Source organism: Brevundimonas naejangsanensis (assembly GCF_003627995.1).
Lineage (GTDB): Bacteria > Pseudomonadota > Alphaproteobacteria > Caulobacterales > Caulobacteraceae > Brevundimonas > Brevundimonas naejangsanensis_B.
This window is the reverse complement of sequence record NZ_CP032707.1, coordinates 110,476-124,695: the sequence shown is the minus strand read 5'-3', so window position 1 is coordinate 124,695 and position 14,220 is coordinate 110,476. Positions and strand designations below refer to the sequence as shown.

Here is a 14,220-nt window from a genome sequence, read left to right as displayed (position 1 = left end):
GGACCGAGGAACCATGAGCGATCACGAATCCACCTACGTCCCGAAAACCGCCGTTGAGCGGTGGATGGACACCCGCCTGCCGATCATCCGTTTCGGCATGGACTACGCCAACCTGCCGACCCCGAAGAACCTGAACTACTGGTGGACCTTCGGCGGCATCCTGGCCCTCTGCCTGATGACGCAGATCATCACCGGCATCGTCTTGGCCATGCACTACACCCCGCACGTTGACCTGGCCTTCGCCTCGGTCGAGCGCATCATGCGCGACGTGAACGGCGGCTGGCTGATCCGCTATGTGCACGCCAACGGCGCGTCGATGTTCTTCGTCGCCGTCTACCTGCACATGCTGCGCGGTCTCTACTACGGCTCCTACAAGGCGCCGCGCGAGATGATCTGGATCGTCGGCTGCGTCATCTTCTTCCTGATGATCGCCACCGCCTTCCTCGGCTACGTCCTGCCGTGGGGCCAGATGTCCTTCTGGGGCGCTGAGGTCATCACCAACCTGATCGGGGCCATCCCGGTCGTCGGCGAGCCGATCCTGGTCTGGCTGCGCGGCGGCCCGGCTATCGACAACGCCACCCTGAACCGCTTCTTCTCGCTGCACTACCTGCTGCCGTTCGTCATCGCCGGCTGCGTGGTGCTGCACCTGTGGGCCCTGCACGCCGCCGGTCAGAACAACCCGGTCGGCATCCTGATCCCGAAGGACCGCCAGAAGAAGGACATGCTGCCCTTCCACCCGTACTTCACGGTCAAGGACGGCTTCGCCATCATCCTGTTCCTGATCCTGTTCGCGGTCTTCGTCTTCTACAACCCGAACGCCCTGGGCCACGCCGACAACTACATCCCGGCCAACCCGCTGCAGACCCCGGCGCACATCGTGCCTGAGTGGTACATGCTGCCCTTCTACGCGATCCTGCGCGCCATCCCCGACAAGTTCGGCGGCGTGGTGGCCATGTTCGCGGCGATCGGCGTGCTGTTCGTCCTGCCCTGGCTGGATACGTCCAAGGTGCGCTCGATGCGCTACCGCCCGACGATGAAGACCTTCTTCATCATCTTCCTGTTCGTCTGCTTCGGCCTCGGCTGGTGCGGCGCGCAGCTGCCGGACGCTCCGGTGGTCCCGGGCATGCCCAGCTTCAACCTGATCGACGGCCAGCTGAACTCCTACCTGTGGCTGACCCGTCTGTTCACGGCCTACTACTTCGTCTTCTTCCTGGTGCTGATGCCGCTCATCGGCCTGCGGGAGAAGCCGCTGCCGATCCCGGCGACGATCTCGGAGCCCGTGCTCCCGTCGACCGCAGCCGAGAAGGCCTGAGCGCGATGATGAGCAACGAGAAAAAGACCGTGTCCTTCCGCAAGATCCTCGTTTCCGTGACGGCCGCTGTCGGCCTGGTCGCCATCGCCGCCCCGGCGATGGCCGCCGGGGCCGCCAAGCATCCGCGCGACGGCGGCTTCAGCTTCGCCGGGCCGTTCGGCACCTTCGATCAGGGCCAGCTGCAGCGCGGCTACAAGGTCTATCGCGAGGTCTGCGCCTCCTGCCACGGCATGGACCTGGTGCACTTCCGCAACCTGGGCGACAAGCACGGGCCGTTCTGGAATCCGAAGTATCCGAACCCGAACGACAACCCGGTCGTGAAGGCTCTGGCCAAGGAGATCCAGGTCGCCGACATCGACTCGGAAACGGGCGAGGCCCTGATGCGCGACGCCACCACGGCCGACCGCTTCCCCAATCCCTATCCGAACGCCACGGCCGCCGCGGCGGCCAACGGCGGCGCCATGCCGCCGGACCTGTCGGTCATGGCCAAGGCTCGCCACGACGGCGCCAACTACATCTATTCGCTGCTGTCGGGCTATTCGACCCCGCCGGCCGGTCTGAAGATGGCGCCGGGCCAGCACTACAACCCCTATATGGCGGGCGACATGACCCCGTTCTGGGAAGGCAAGGGCCACGTGCCGCCGGGCGGCTTCATCGCCATGCCCGCGCCGCTGCAGAACGGCCAGGTCACCTTTGACGACGGCACCGAGGCCACGGTCGACCAGATGGCCAAGGACGTCGCGGCCTTCATCGCCTGGACGTCCGAGCCGAAAATGGTCGAGCGCAAGCAGATGGGCTTCGGCGTGCTGATCTTCCTGCTGGGCTTCGCCGGCGTGACCTACGCCAGCTACCGCCGCATCTGGAAGGGTGTCGCCCACTAAGGCGTCCGCCTTTGCAAGACGACAAGACCCGCCGGAGCGATCCGGCGGGTTTTTTCGTGTCCGATCCAGCCCTTGCGCCTGTCGACTCGGGCGATTTCGACCACTACGGTCGCACCGTCATTTGCCGAAGGGTTCGTCTGTATGCGTCTTTCCTCTTCCGCCGCCGTCCTGGCGTTCGCCGCCGCCCTGGCGAGCGCCGCCGCAGCCCAGGCGCAGACCGCGCCCCAGTTCGACGCCGGGCGCATCTCCGAGGACATTCGCGTCCTGTCCGATGACAGCTTCGAGGGGCGCGGCATCGCCACCCCGGCCGAACAGAAGGTCATCGACTACCTGAGCCGCCAGTATGCGGCCGCAGGCTTCGCCCCGGGCGGCGAGAACGGCGGCTGGACCCAGGCCGTGGGCCTGAACCGTTTCGCCGTCTCCAACGTCTCGGGCCGCCTCAAGCTGGGCGACTGGAGCCAGTCGCTGACGCAGGGCCAGGAGGTCACCATGACCACCCGCCTGCCGGGCGCGGCCGTGGACCTGAAGGACAAGCCCCTCGTCTTCGTCGGCTACGGCATCAACGCCCCCGAGCGCCAGTGGAACGACTTCAAGACCGACGTGCGCGGCAAGGTCATCGTGGTCCTGGTCAACGACGCCGACTTCGAGGACCCGTCGCTGAACACCTTCGGCGGCTCGGCCATGACCTACTACGGCCGCTGGACCTACAAGTATGAAGAGGCGGCCCGCCAGGGCGCGGCGGGCGTGCTGATCGTCCACGAGACCAAGCCGGCCTCCTACGGCTGGACCACGGTCGCCAACTCCTGGGGCGTGCCGCAGTTCGACATCGTGCGCCAGAACCCCTCGGCCGAGCGCGTGCCGATGGAGGGCTGGATCCAGCGCGACCTGGCCGTCGACCTGTTCCGACGCGCCGGCCTCGATTTCGAGCAGGAGAAGATCAAGGCGCGCAGCCCCGACTTCCAGCCGGTTGAGCTGAAGGGCGCGACCCTCGACGCCAGCTTCGACGTGAAGACCGACCGCATCGTCACCCACAACGTCGTGGCCAAGCTGGAGGGCGCGACCCATCCGGACGAGACCATCCTCTACACCGGCCACTGGGACCACATCGGCATGGGCGAGCCGGACGCCAACGGCGACCGCATCTTCAACGGCGCCATCGACAACGCCTCGGGCACGGCGGGTCTGCTGGAACTGGCGCGCGCCTTCGCCGCCGGGCCGCGACCTGAGCGCACCATCGTCATGATCAGCTTCACCGGCGAGGAAAGCGGCCTGCTCGGCTCGGAGTTCTACGCCGCCAATCCCCTGTATCCGCTGGCGAAGACGGTCGGCGGGTTCAACCTGGATTCGACCGCCGTCTTCGGCCGGATGAGCAAGCTGGGCGTGACCGGCTACGGCCATTCGGAACTGGACGAGCCGGTTATCGCGGCCGCGGCGGCGCAAGGGCGCGGCTTCGTCGGCGACGCCGGCGCGGCGGCGGGCATCTATTTCCGCTCCGACCACTTCCCGCTCGCCAAGAAGGGGGTGCCGATGGCCTATCTGTCCTCGACGGGCGAGTTCGTCGACGCGCCGATCGAGCCGCGTCAGGCCCGCGCCGCCGACTACCGCGCCAACCGCTATCACCAGGCAGCGGACGAGTGGGAGGCCGACTGGGACTATTCCGGCATGCTCCAGGATCTGGATGTCCTGTTCAAGGTCGGCCGGGACCTGGCTGACAGCCGTGACTGGCCGCAGTGGAAGCCGGGCTCCGAGTTCGGCCTCGAACGCGCCAAGAGCGCCGATCAGCGCCGCTGACGCTCCGGTCCCGGATCATTACAAAAAAGTTAGGGGCGGCCTCGCAAGGGGCCGCCCTATGACTGTGCGCAGGCGCCTCGAGGGGGCAAGGGAATCGCCATGTATCATCGTCTCATTCGCGGCGTCGCCGCCGCCGCTCTGCTGCTCGTCGCGGGCGCGGCCTCGGCCCAGGACTTCTCGGCCCAGCGCCTTTCGGACGAGATCCGCATCATCAGCGCCGACGACTTCCAGGGCCGCTATCCGGGCACGGACGGCGAAAAGAAGACCCTGGACTGGCTGCAGGCCCAGTATGAGGCCATGGGGTTGGCGCCCGGCGGCCCGAACGGCCAGTGGCTGCAGCCCGTCGACCTGCTGCAACTGACGCCCGCGGGAGCCGCTGTCGCCGCCTGGACGGGCATGGACGGCGTGCGCCATCCCCTGACGCCGGGAACGGACCTGACGCTGCGCGCCGTGAACCCGCGCGGCCGGGGCGCGGTCGCTGACGCGCCCGTCGTCTTCGCCGGCTACGGCATCTTCGCGCCCGAGCGAGGCTGGGACGACTACGGCGACCTGGACGTGCGCGGCAAGGTGGTTCTGGTCGTGGCGGGCGAGCCGGACGGCGACCTGTTCAACGGCCCCTACGCCACCGCCTATCAATACGCCTCCTACAAGGCCGACGAGGCCAAGCGGCGCGGCGCACTGGCCGTGCTCACGGTCATCGACGATGAGGCGGCCTGGCGGCGCGAGACGAACGGCGCGACGCGCACCCGCACCATGACGCCCGGCGCCGCCGATCTGGAGTTGGGCGGCGCGCTGACCCGCGAGACGGCCATGGCCCTGGGGCTGGACCTGACCGCGCTGCGGCCGCATCTGCAGACCGGCGACTTCCGCGCCTTCGCCCTTCCCGACGTTCGCCTGACCGCCTCGGCCCAGGAGACGATCAAGGTCCTTCGCACCCGCAATCTGCTGGCGAAGCTGCCCGGCACGACACGGCCTGACGAGGTGATCATCTATTCGGCCCACTGGGACCATCTGGGCGTCGGCGGCCACGGAGCGGGCGCGGATCAGGTGTTCAACGGCGCCTGGGACAACGCCTCGGGCACCATCGGCGTGGTCGAGATGGCGCGCCAGCTGAAGGCCGCGCCCGCGCCCAGCCGCACCATTGTCTTCGCCCACATGGCCGCCGAGGAGATGGGCCTGATGGGGGCCTACGCCTATGCCGCCGATCCGGTCTACCCGCTGGAGATGACCGTGGCCGATATCAACATCGACATGCTGCCCCTCAGCGGGCCGACGCGCGACGTGGCCATCTTCGGCAAGGGCCAGACCAGCCTTGAGGATGACCTGCAGACCCTGGCCGACGCCCAGGGCCGCTACGTCTCCGACGACGGCCAGCCCGAGCAGAACTTCTACTATCGCTCCGACCATTTCCCCTTCGCCCGCGCGGGCGTGCCCGCCCTGATGCCGTGGCACGGGGTGGACTGGGTAGAGGGCGGCCGCGAGGCGGGGCTGGCGGCGTGGAAGGCCAAGTTCGGGGCCGATTATCACCGCGCCAGCGACGAATGGTCGGCCGACTGGGACCTGCGCTCGGCGGTCGAGAACCTGACGCTGCTGTATCGCCTGGGCTTGCAACTGGCCAACGGCGACCACTGGCCGAGCTGGAAGCCGACCTCCGAGTTCGGCCAGGTCCGCGCCCGCAGCGACGCCGCGCGGCAGTAGGCGTGCAGTCATAAGCCGGGTCTCAACGGAGGCCGGGCTGGGGAAGCCTGCCGGCGCCCGGGGGGCAGGCGCAACGTCCCGAACCTTTCGGACGTTGGAACGCGGATGAAACCTCATCCTATCTTGTCCGTCGCGGGCCTGACGGTGGCCCTGACCGCCTGCGACGGACCTCAGCGCGTCAACCCGCCGACCGAGCCGGCGCTCCCTGTCCAGGGGCCGGGAACCTCGGCGGCCCCGCCGCCCCGGCCGCCGGGCATGGAGCCCCTGATGCGCGGCGCGGGGGCGGCCAGCTTCATCGGGCGTTGGGCCGCCGCGGCCGACTGGTGCGCCAATCCACGCGGCGATCGCGTGCCGATCGAGATCACCACCACTGAATTGCGGGGCTATGAGAACCGCTGCGCCATCGTGAGCATCGACGAGCGGGGCATGGGCTATGACGCCGTGCTTGATTGTGAAGCCGAGGGCGCCTCCAGCCGCGAGCGCGTGCGCTTCGAGGCCACGGAGGAGACCTTACGCCTGACCTGGCTGGACCAGGGGACGGCTCTGCCGGTCCGGCTGATCCGCTGCACCAGTCTGGCGAACTGACCCTCAGACCGCCGCCAGCGCTTGATCCAGGTCGGCGATCAGGTCGTCGATGTGCTCGATGCCGACCGACAGGCGCACCGTGTCCTCGGTCACGCCCGCCTTCCTCAGCTCGTCCGGCGACAGCTGACGGTGGGTGGTCGAGGCCGGGTGGCAGACCAGCGACTTGGCGTCGCCGATGTTGACCAGGCGGGTGAACAGCTTGACCGCGTCCTGGAAGCGGGCGCCGGCCTCACGCCCGCCCTTCACGCCGAAGGTCAGCAGGCCCGACGCCTTGCCGCCGAAATACTTCTGAATCAGCGGGTTGGAGGGATGATCTTCCAGGCCGGCGTAGTTGACCCATTCCACCTTGGGGTGGGCCTTCAGCCACTGGGCGATGGCGGTGGCGTTCTCGACGTGGCGATCCATGCGCAGGGCCAGGGTCTCCAGCCCCTGCAGGATCAGGAAGCTGTTGAACGGCGAGATGGCGGCGCCGGTGTTCCTCAGCAGCACCGTCCGCACCCGGCCGATGAAGGCCGCCGGGCCCAGCGCCTCGGTATAGACGACGCCGTGGTAGCTGACCTCCGGCTCGTTCAGACGACGGAAGCGCGCCTTGTGCTCGGCCCAGGGGAAGTTGCCGCTGTCGACGATGGCGCCGCCGATCGAGGTGCCGTGCCCGCCGATGTATTTGGTCAGGGAATGGATGACGATGTCCGCCCCATGCTCGATCGGGCGGGTCAGGTAGGGGGTCGGCACGGTGTTGTCGACGATCAGCGGCAACCCTTGCGCGTGGGCCGCGTCGGCCAGGGCGCCGAAGTCCACGACATTGCCCAACGGGTTGCCGATGGACTCGCAGAAGACCGCCTTGGTGCGCTCATCCGTGTTGGCGGCGATGGCCGCCGGATCAGCGGCGTCGATGAAGCGCACCGTGATCCCGTACTGGGGCAGGGTGTGGGCGAACAGATTGTAGGTGCCGCCGTACAGGGTCGAGGTGGCGATGATGTTGTCGCCCGCCTCGGCGATGGTCAGGATGGCGTAGGTGATCGCCGCTTGGCCCGAGGCCACCGTCAGGGCCGCTATGCCGCCTTCCAGCGCCGCCAGACGCTGCTCCAGCACGTCGGACGTCGGGTTCATGATGCGGGTGTAGATGTTGCCCGCCACCTTCAGGTCGAACAGGTCCGCCCCGTGCTGGGTGTCGTCGAAGGCGTAGCTGGTGGTCTGATAGATGGGCACGGCCACCGACCGGGTGGTCGGATCCGGCGCATAGCCGGCGTGCACGGCGAGGGTGTCGAACTTCATGGCTGTCCCCGGGAGGAGCGGCGCCGGATCGCGCCGATTCATCCCGAGGCTTAGCAAAGCCCGCCGTGAAATGGGATTTCAGTTTTTCTGCGAGGGCGGTCAGATTTTCTAACCGCCCTGCAGGAAGGCGTCAGTTGTTGAACAGGAAGTGCATGACGTCGCCGTCCTTGACGACGTAGGCCTTGCCCTCGGCGCGCATCTTGCCGGCTTCCTTGGCGCCGGCTTCGCCCTTCAGCGTGACGTAGTCGTCGAAGGCGATGGTTTCGGCGCGGATAAAGCCCTTTTCAAAGTCGGTGTGGATCACGCCCGCGGCCTGCGGGGCCGTGGCGCCGACGGGGATGGTCCAGGCGCGCGCTTCCTTCGGCCCGACGGTGAAATAGGTCTGCAGGCCCAGCAGGTCGTAGGCGCCGCGGATCAGGCGGTTCAGGCCCGGCTCCGTCAGACCCAGGGTGTCCAGGAATTCGGCCTGTTCGGCGTCGTCCAGCACGGCGATCTCGGACTCGATCTGGGCCGAGATGACCACGGTCTGGGCGTTGTCCGCCTTGGCGCGCTCGGCGACCTTGGCCGACAGGTCGTTGCCCTCGGCCGCCGAGCCTTCCTCGACGTTGGCGACGTAGAGGGCGGGCAGGGCGGTCAGCAGTTGCAGCATGTCCCAGGCCTTGCGGTCTTCCTTGGACACCTCGGCCAGACGCGCGGGCTTGCCGTCGCGCAGTTGCGCCAGGGCCGCGTCGATCAGCTTGAGGTTCAGCTGGGATTCCTTGTCGCCGCCCTTGGCGCGCTTCTCGATCTGGACGCGGCGGCGCTCCAGGCTCTCCAGGTCGGCCAGCATCAGCTCGGTCTCGATGATCTCGAGGTCCGAGATGGGGTCGATGCGGTTCTCGACGTGGGTGATGTCGTCGTCGACGAAGCAGCGGGCGACGAAGGCGATGGCGTCGCAGTCGCGGATGTTGGCCAGGAACTGGTTGCCCAGGCCCTCGCCCTTGGACGCGCCGCGCACCAGGCCGGCCACGTCGACGAAGGTGATCCGCGCGGGGATGATCTCCTTGGACCCGGCGATGGCCGCCAAGGCGTTCAGGCGTTCTTCCGGCACGGCCACGTCGCCGGTGTTCGGCTCGATGGTGCAGAACGGATAGTTGGCGGCCTGGGCCGCCGCCGTCTTGGTCAGGGCGTTGAACAGGGTGGACTTGCCGACGTTGGGCAGGCCGACGATCGCGACTTTAAGAGCCATGGTATTCCTCGTGAGCGCGTGCCTTTAGCCGGTTCGGTCCGGTTTGTCAGGTGCGGGCGACAGACAGGGAACCCTCTCCCGGCGGGAGAGGGCTTGAGCGCACGGCGGCAGAGCCGTCGTTCTGGCGCGACCCGAAGGGCGGCGCGAAGCAGCCAAAGGGTGAGGGGCTTGTCCTTTCAGTCGGCGTGAGCCGTTGCATGACGGCCTTTGGCCGCCTTCAACCGCGAACCCTCACCCTTTCGCCTTTACCAATCGCCTTCGGCTCTTGGAGGCTCAAGCCCTCTCCCATTGGGAGAGGGTTCTACTCCTCCGAATCCACCACCGGCGGCTGCTTCACCGCCGCGTGGACGCTGATCGGCCCGGCCTTCTCGAACGTCAGGGTGAAGGACGCCACGCCGCCGTCGACCAGCGGATCGCGCAGGCCCATCAGCATGATGTGGTTCCCGCCGGGCTTCAGTTCGACCGGGGTTCCGGCGGGCAGGGCCAGGCCGTCGTGCAGGTGGCCCATGCTCATCACGCCGTTCTCGGTCTTCATCTCATGCACCTCGGCCGACTGGGCCAGGGCGGTCGAGACGCTGACCAGCCGATCATCCGACCCCGCCGTCAGGGTCAGGTAGCAGCCGCCGACCTTGGCGCCCTTGGGCGTCGGACGGCACCAGGCGTCGGCCGCCTGGACGGTCCCCGGAGCGACGGCGGCGGCGTCGACCGCCTTCTCCGTCGGCTGACCGCAGGCGGTCAGGGCCAGGGCGGCGGCGGCCAGCAGCAGGGGCTGGGGCAGGGCGGCGGAAACAGTCTTCATGCTTGGGGTCTCCAGAGGGCTCATTGGTGATGATGGACCGTCGGCGCGGCGGGCGCCACGGTCAGGATGGGTTGCGGATGGGCCGCGTCGGCGCCGTCCCAGGCCACGCTCTCGGCGCCGCAGGTCTGCACGGCCGTGAAGGCGAGGTCGCCCGGCGTGGACGGCAGCGGCATCAGCAGGCCGAAGTCGTCGAACTGATCGGCCGCCAGGGGGCCGCCGTTCCAGGTGACGGAACGGATGCGCTCGGTCAGCGGCCGCCCGTTCTGCATCATGGGCGGGTCCAGCGGCTCGCGCTCGACGGTGATCGTCCAGCCCGGCTTGGGCTGGGGCCGAACGGCGGGAACGGCGTCGGGCAGGCGGACGGTGAACGCCGTGGTCGCCGCCTCGCCCCAGCCGTGGCCGACGCGGGAGAAGGCGCCGTGATAGGCGCCCGCCTCGCCCTGGCGCTGGGTCAGGCCGATGTGCGCCGAGGCGGCCGACGGCAGCAGGGCGGCGGCCGCCAGGGCCGTCATCAGGGGGCTAAGGGTCATGGATCCGATCCTTCTCAATAGGCCAGCCGCAGGCCGACGAAGACCGAACGGCCCTCGCCGGGGAAGAAGACGGCCGTGGACGCCGTTCGGGCGTCGGTCACCGCCGAGAACTCGCCGACGTAACGCTCATCCGTCAGGTTGCGTGCATCGACATAGACTGAGGTGTTCGCCCCGACGTTGAAGCTGCCGGTCAGGCCCAGCACCGCATAGTCCGGCGCCTGCAGGGTGTTGGCGTAGTCGACGAAGGGGCTCGAAATCCGCCACTTGACCGACGGGGTGAGGAAGACACCCGAGGGATGGCGCCAGGTCAGTTCGGCCCGGTACTGGTGCTCAGGCACGACCGGCAGGCGGTTGTCGCCCCAGCGCGCATCGCCGTCGAAACGGAAGTCGCTCCAGTTATAGACCTGACGCAGCATCAGGGAGCCGCCCGCCAGCTCGATCGGCAGGGTCCAGTCCAGCCCGGCCTCGATCCCCTGATGGAGGGTCTTGTCGGCGTTGAAGGTCGCGGCCGGGATATCGGGGCCGGTGATGAAATTCAGCATCTCGCCGTCGATCTCGCTGCGATAGGCGGTCAGGTCCCAGGCCAGGGGGCCGCGTCGCCCGCGCGTGCCGATCTCGGCGGTCCAGGCGTCCTGAACCCGAACCGGGGCGAAGCCGGTCAGCGGCGCCTGCACCAGGGCGCCATAGGTCGGCGGCTCGACCGAGCGGGTCAGGTTGGCGAAGACCTGGGCGCCGTCTTCCGCCTCCCACAGCAGGCCCAGGCGCGGCGAGAACCAGTCGTAGTCGACGCTGTCGTCGTTCGCCGGGGTCAGGCGGTCGGCGTAGTCGCGCGTCGCTCGGCCCCACGACCCGCCCGCGACCAGGGCCAGTCGGTCGGTGACGAACAGCCGTCCCTCGGCGAAGACGTCGAGGCCCGACGCCTCCTGCCGCGCATCGGCGGTCTTGGCGCCGCGCAGCCCCGCCAGGTTCACATAGCGCAGGGCGTCGATTGCTCCGTCGCGCCAGGAGAAGCCGTAGAAGGCGTCGGCGCGCAGGCCCCCGACCTGGCCGGTCCAGTCGATGCGGCCGAAGGCGCCACGCGTGGCGCTGTCCTGGTCCATCACCTGGAAGATCGGATGGTAGAGCGACTTCTCCCAGCCCCAGACGGCGCCCTCGAACAGGGTCGACTCGTCGAAGCGCCAGCGGGTCTGAAGCGTCAGCCGTTTGACCGTCAGATCGCGCGCCTGGTCGCCGGACAGGGCGCTGGTCGAGGCCATGCGCGGAGTCTCCAGCGCCTGTTTCAGCGTCAGGGGGCCGGGCAGGTCCTGCTTGATGTCCGCCGCCTGGGCGATCAGGCGCACCTCGCGGTCTTCGCCGAACGAACGGCCTGCGTTGACGGTCAGACGCCCCTGCGACTGCTCGCTGTGGTCCCGCCAGCCGTCGCCCTGCATCGCCGTGGCGGCGGCGTAGAGGTCCCAGTCGCCATGCGTCCCGGCCACGGCGGCGTGGCCGCGCAGGAAGCCGTAACTGCCGCCCTCGACCTGCATCAGGGCGCGCTGGCGCGCCGTGCGGCCGGTCGGCGTGACCAGGTTGATCGCCCCGCCCAACTGCGCCCCGCCGAAGCGCAGGGTGTTCGATCCCTTCCACACCTCGACATAACGGGCGCTCAGCGCGTCCACGCCCTGGAAGTCGGAAAAGCCGTCGGCGTCGGCGAAGGGCACGCCGTCCTGGGCCAGCAGGACGCCGCGCTGGTGAAAGCCCTGGGCGATGCCCGAGCCGCGGATGGAGAGGCGGCTTTCCTCGCCATAGCGCTTCTGCGCCAGGACGCCGGGGACGTTGCGCAGGGTGTCGGAAAAGCCCTGGGCGAAGCGGTCGGCATAGCTTTCGGCCGAGACGACGGCCACGGCGCCGGGGGTGCGGCTGAGGCGGTCGCGGGCCTCGGCCACCACGGCCGGATCCTCGGCGTGGCGGCGGCCGGTGACGATGATGCTGTCGACGACGGTGACGGGGTCTTCAACCGCCGCGAGGTCGGCCGCCAGATCAGCGGCTTGGGCGGAGGCGGGCGCCAGACAGGCGCCGATCAGCAGCGCGCACGGCGCCGCATGGGTCTTGAGGGACATGAGACTGGAATCCTGAAAACAGAGGTGCGGCCTCGGGCGTCGTCATTGGACGCGCGCGACGAGGCGAAGGTTCTGGTTTCAGGCGTGGGGCGGAGCGCGGGACGGCGGGCGCGGCGGCGCCCGGGCGGGCGGCGGGGGCGCGGCGACGAAGGGCGCGTAGACCACCGCCTCGGCGAGACGCAGGACCGGCGCCGGTTGCGGGGGCGCCGGGGCGGGCAGGGCCGCCAGCAGGGGCATGACGCAGGCGGCGCATTTGGCCCCGACCTGTTGCTTGATCGGCCCGTCCAGTCCGCCCGTCTGGATGGTCTGCAGCCCCTCGGCCGAGCAGATGACGATGGGCTGGCCCGGCTGGGCCGCTGCCATGGCCGCGAAGGGCATCAGGCTGCCGATCACGATGGCGAACGTCGCGGCCAGGAAGGCCAGCGAGCGCGTCATCGACCAGTTTTCGCTCTGGGATCGGGTCACGCGGTCGGGCTTAAACCTTCCCATGCGGGGAAGCCAGACGCGACAGGGGCGACCGGACGCCGCGCGCCCTCGACAACGGCCGTTTCTCCGTGCCAGCGTGGCCGTCGGACCGCCAAGGAGGCCCTTCATGATCCGCGCCCTCGGACCCTTCGCCGTCGCCATGCTGCTGGCCGCGTCCCCCAGTCTTTCTCAGGCAGCGGCGCAACAGGTGGAGGAGGGGCCGGGCGGTCCCGACCGCGTCTCCCTGACCGTCTACAACCAGAACATCGCCCTGGTGGAGGACGTGCGGACCCTGAACGTGCCCGCCGGGCGCTCGCGTCAGGAGTTTCCGGGCGTGTCCGCCAGCATCCGGCCCGAGACGGTCGGCCTGTCCGGGCGCGGCCTGTCGGTGGTGGAACAGAACTTCGACTATGACCTGCTGACGCCGGGCAAGCTGATGGAAAGCGCCGTCGGCAACGAGATCGGCATCGTCCGCACCAACCCCGGCTCGGGCGCGCAAGAGACCGAGCGCGCCCGCGTCCTCGCGGCGAATCAGGGCGTGGTGCTGCAGATCGGCAACCGCATCGAGGTGCTGCGCGACGACGGCGTGCCCACGCGCGTCATCTTCGACCGGGTGCCGCAGAACCTGCGCCCGCGCCCGACGCTCAGCGTCACCCTGGACGCCGAGGGCGCGGGGCGGCGCGAGACAACGCTCAGCTACCTGACCACCGGCCTGGCGTGGAAGGCGGACTATGTCGCCCGGTTCGACGAGAAGGCGGGCAAGCTGGACCTGACCGGCTGGGTGACGATCACCAACAACTCCGGCGCGACCTTCAGCAACGCCCAGACGCGGGTGGTGGCGGGCGACGTCAACCTGGTCAACCAGGGCGGCTACAACCCCCGCTATGGCCAGCCGCCGCGTCCGACGCGCGGAAACGGCACGCAGACGGGCGGGCAGGGCGCCCTGGCCGACGTCTATGTCTATCCGCTGCCGGAGGCTGTCACCGTCGCCAACAACCAGACCAAGCAGGTCGGCCTGATCGACGCGGCGGGCGTGCCGGCGACCAAGCGCTACCTGAACGTCTTCAACGGGTTCTCCACCGCCGAGGAGCCGATCGCCGCCGAGGTCGGGGTCATCTTCGCCAACGGCTCGGGCGCCGCCGCGCGCGCCCTGCCGGCCGGGGTGATCCGCGTCTATGTGAAGGACGAGGCGGGCGAGCCGCGCTTCATCGGCGAAAGCCAGGTCGACCACTCGCCCGCCGGGTCCGAGATCGTGGTGACGACGGGCGACGCCTTCGACGTGACGGTGCAGCCGCGCCTGGTCTCGTCCGAGCGGGTGTCCAAGCGCCTGGTCGACTATTTCCGCACCCGCTATGCGATGGAATACACCGTTCGCAACGCCCGGCCCGAGCCGGTGATGGTCGAGGTGCGCCAGCGCGGTCTGGGCCGCGACACCGAACTGTCGGATCAGAGCATCACGGGCGAGATGCGCGACGCGCGCACCGTCGTCTGGCGCGTGCCGGTGCCCGCCAACGGCGAGACCAAGCTGACCGCGACCATCACCACGGGCGGCTGATC

At 69.1% G+C, this 14,220-nt stretch carries 12 protein-coding genes; 6 read left to right on the top strand and 6 right to left on the bottom strand.

Annotated elements, in window-relative coordinates:
- Positions 1–13: 13 nt before the first annotated feature.
- The 5 genes from D8I30_RS00640 to D8I30_RS00620 all read left to right on the top strand — a co-directional run bounded on the left by D8I30_RS00640 (position 14) and on the right by D8I30_RS00620 (position 6,267).
- Positions 14–1,312: a cytochrome b gene (locus D8I30_RS00640; RefSeq protein ID WP_121481012.1), complete on the top strand. Its 1,299-nt coding sequence runs from the start codon at positions 14–16 to the stop codon at positions 1,310–1,312.
- Positions 1,313–1,317: 5 nt separating this feature from the next.
- Positions 1,318–2,193: a cytochrome c1 gene (locus tag D8I30_RS00635; protein WP_121481011.1), complete on the top strand. Its 876-nt coding sequence runs from the start codon at positions 1,318–1,320 to the stop codon at positions 2,191–2,193.
- Positions 2,194–2,334: 141 nt separating this feature from the next.
- Positions 2,335–3,984 carry a M28 family metallopeptidase gene (locus D8I30_RS00630; protein WP_121481010.1) on the top strand — a complete coding sequence of 550 codons (1,650 nt, stop codon included), beginning with the start codon at positions 2,335–2,337 and terminating at the stop codon, positions 3,982–3,984.
- Positions 3,985–4,083: 99 nt separating this feature from the next.
- Positions 4,084–5,682: a M28 family peptidase gene (locus D8I30_RS00625; RefSeq protein ID WP_121481009.1), complete on the top strand. Its 1,599-nt coding sequence runs from the start codon at positions 4,084–4,086 to the stop codon at positions 5,680–5,682.
- Positions 5,683–5,787: 105 nt separating this feature from the next.
- Positions 5,788–6,267, top strand: a complete 480-nt coding sequence (locus D8I30_RS00620; RefSeq protein WP_162938751.1) for a hypothetical protein — start codon at positions 5,788–5,790, stop codon at positions 6,265–6,267.
- Between the two features lie 3 nt (positions 6,268–6,270).
- Here the strand turns inward: D8I30_RS00620 and D8I30_RS00615 are convergent, their stop codons facing one another.
- The 6 genes from D8I30_RS00615 to D8I30_RS00590 all read right to left on the bottom strand — a co-directional run bounded on the left by D8I30_RS00615 (position 6,271) and on the right by D8I30_RS00590 (position 12,663).
- Entirely contained in the window at positions 6,271–7,542 is a 1,272-nt protein-coding gene (locus tag D8I30_RS00615; RefSeq protein ID WP_121481007.1) for an O-acetylhomoserine aminocarboxypropyltransferase/cysteine synthase family protein, read from the bottom strand.
- 130 nt (positions 7,543–7,672) lie between these two features.
- Positions 7,673–8,770, bottom strand: coding sequence for a redox-regulated ATPase YchF (gene ychF / locus D8I30_RS00610; RefSeq protein WP_121481006.1), 1,098 nt, complete (start codon positions 8,768–8,770; stop codon positions 7,673–7,675).
- 301 nt (positions 8,771–9,071) lie between these two features.
- The gene (locus D8I30_RS00605; RefSeq protein ID WP_121481005.1) at positions 9,072–9,569 is read right to left on the bottom strand and encodes a copper chaperone PCu(A)C; all 498 of its coding nucleotides are present in this window, start codon (positions 9,567–9,569) and stop codon (positions 9,072–9,074) included.
- 20 nt (positions 9,570–9,589) lie between these two features.
- A complete protein-coding gene (locus D8I30_RS00600) occupies positions 9,590–10,099 on the bottom strand; it encodes a YcnI family protein (protein WP_121481004.1) in 510 nt (169 codons plus the stop codon).
- A 14-nt stretch (positions 10,100–10,113) separates the two neighbouring features.
- Positions 10,114–12,198, bottom strand: coding sequence for a TonB-dependent receptor family protein (locus tag D8I30_RS00595; protein ID WP_121481003.1), 2,085 nt, complete (start codon positions 12,196–12,198; stop codon positions 10,114–10,116).
- A gap of 78 nt (positions 12,199–12,276) precedes the next feature.
- Positions 12,277–12,663, bottom strand: a complete 387-nt coding sequence (locus tag D8I30_RS00590) for a DUF2946 family protein (RefSeq protein ID WP_121481002.1) — start codon at positions 12,661–12,663, stop codon at positions 12,277–12,279.
- Between the two features lie 127 nt (positions 12,664–12,790).
- Here D8I30_RS00590 and D8I30_RS00585 point away from each other — a divergent pair, with 127 nt between their 5' ends.
- The gene (locus D8I30_RS00585; RefSeq protein ID WP_121481001.1) at positions 12,791–14,218 is read left to right on the top strand and encodes a DUF4139 domain-containing protein; all 1,428 of its coding nucleotides are present in this window, start codon (positions 12,791–12,793) and stop codon (positions 14,216–14,218) included.
- The last annotated feature ends 2 nt before the right edge of the window (positions 14,219–14,220 follow it).

Excerpts from the sequence above, each read along its gene's own strand:
- D8I30_RS00640 (WP_121481012.1), top strand. The coding sequence starts at position 14 with ATGAGCGATCACGAATCCACCTACGTCCCGAAAACCGCCGTTGAGCGG.
- D8I30_RS00635 (WP_121481011.1), top strand. The coding sequence starts at position 1,318 with ATGATGAGCAACGAGAAAAAGACCGTGTCCTTCCGCAAGATCCTCGTT.
- D8I30_RS00630 (WP_121481010.1), top strand. The coding sequence starts at position 2,335 with ATGCGTCTTTCCTCTTCCGCCGCCGTCCTGGCGTTCGCCGCCGCCCTG.
- D8I30_RS00625 (WP_121481009.1), top strand. The coding sequence starts at position 4,084 with ATGTATCATCGTCTCATTCGCGGCGTCGCCGCCGCCGCTCTGCTGCTC.
- D8I30_RS00620 (WP_162938751.1), top strand. The coding sequence starts at position 5,788 with ATGAAACCTCATCCTATCTTGTCCGTCGCGGGCCTGACGGTGGCCCTG.
- D8I30_RS00615 (WP_121481007.1), bottom strand. The coding sequence starts at position 7,542 with ATGAAGTTCGACACCCTCGCCGTGCACGCCGGCTATGCGCCGGATCCG.
- ychF (WP_121481006.1), bottom strand. The coding sequence starts at position 8,770 with ATGGCTCTTAAAGTCGCGATCGTCGGCCTGCCCAACGTCGGCAAGTCC.
- D8I30_RS00605 (WP_121481005.1), bottom strand. The coding sequence starts at position 9,569 with ATGAAGACTGTTTCCGCCGCCCTGCCCCAGCCCCTGCTGCTGGCCGCC.
- D8I30_RS00600 (WP_121481004.1), bottom strand. The coding sequence starts at position 10,099 with ATGACCCTTAGCCCCCTGATGACGGCCCTGGCGGCCGCCGCCCTGCTG.
- D8I30_RS00595 (WP_121481003.1), bottom strand. The coding sequence starts at position 12,198 with ATGTCCCTCAAGACCCATGCGGCGCCGTGCGCGCTGCTGATCGGCGCC.
- D8I30_RS00585 (WP_121481001.1), top strand. The coding sequence starts at position 12,791 with ATGATCCGCGCCCTCGGACCCTTCGCCGTCGCCATGCTGCTGGCCGCG.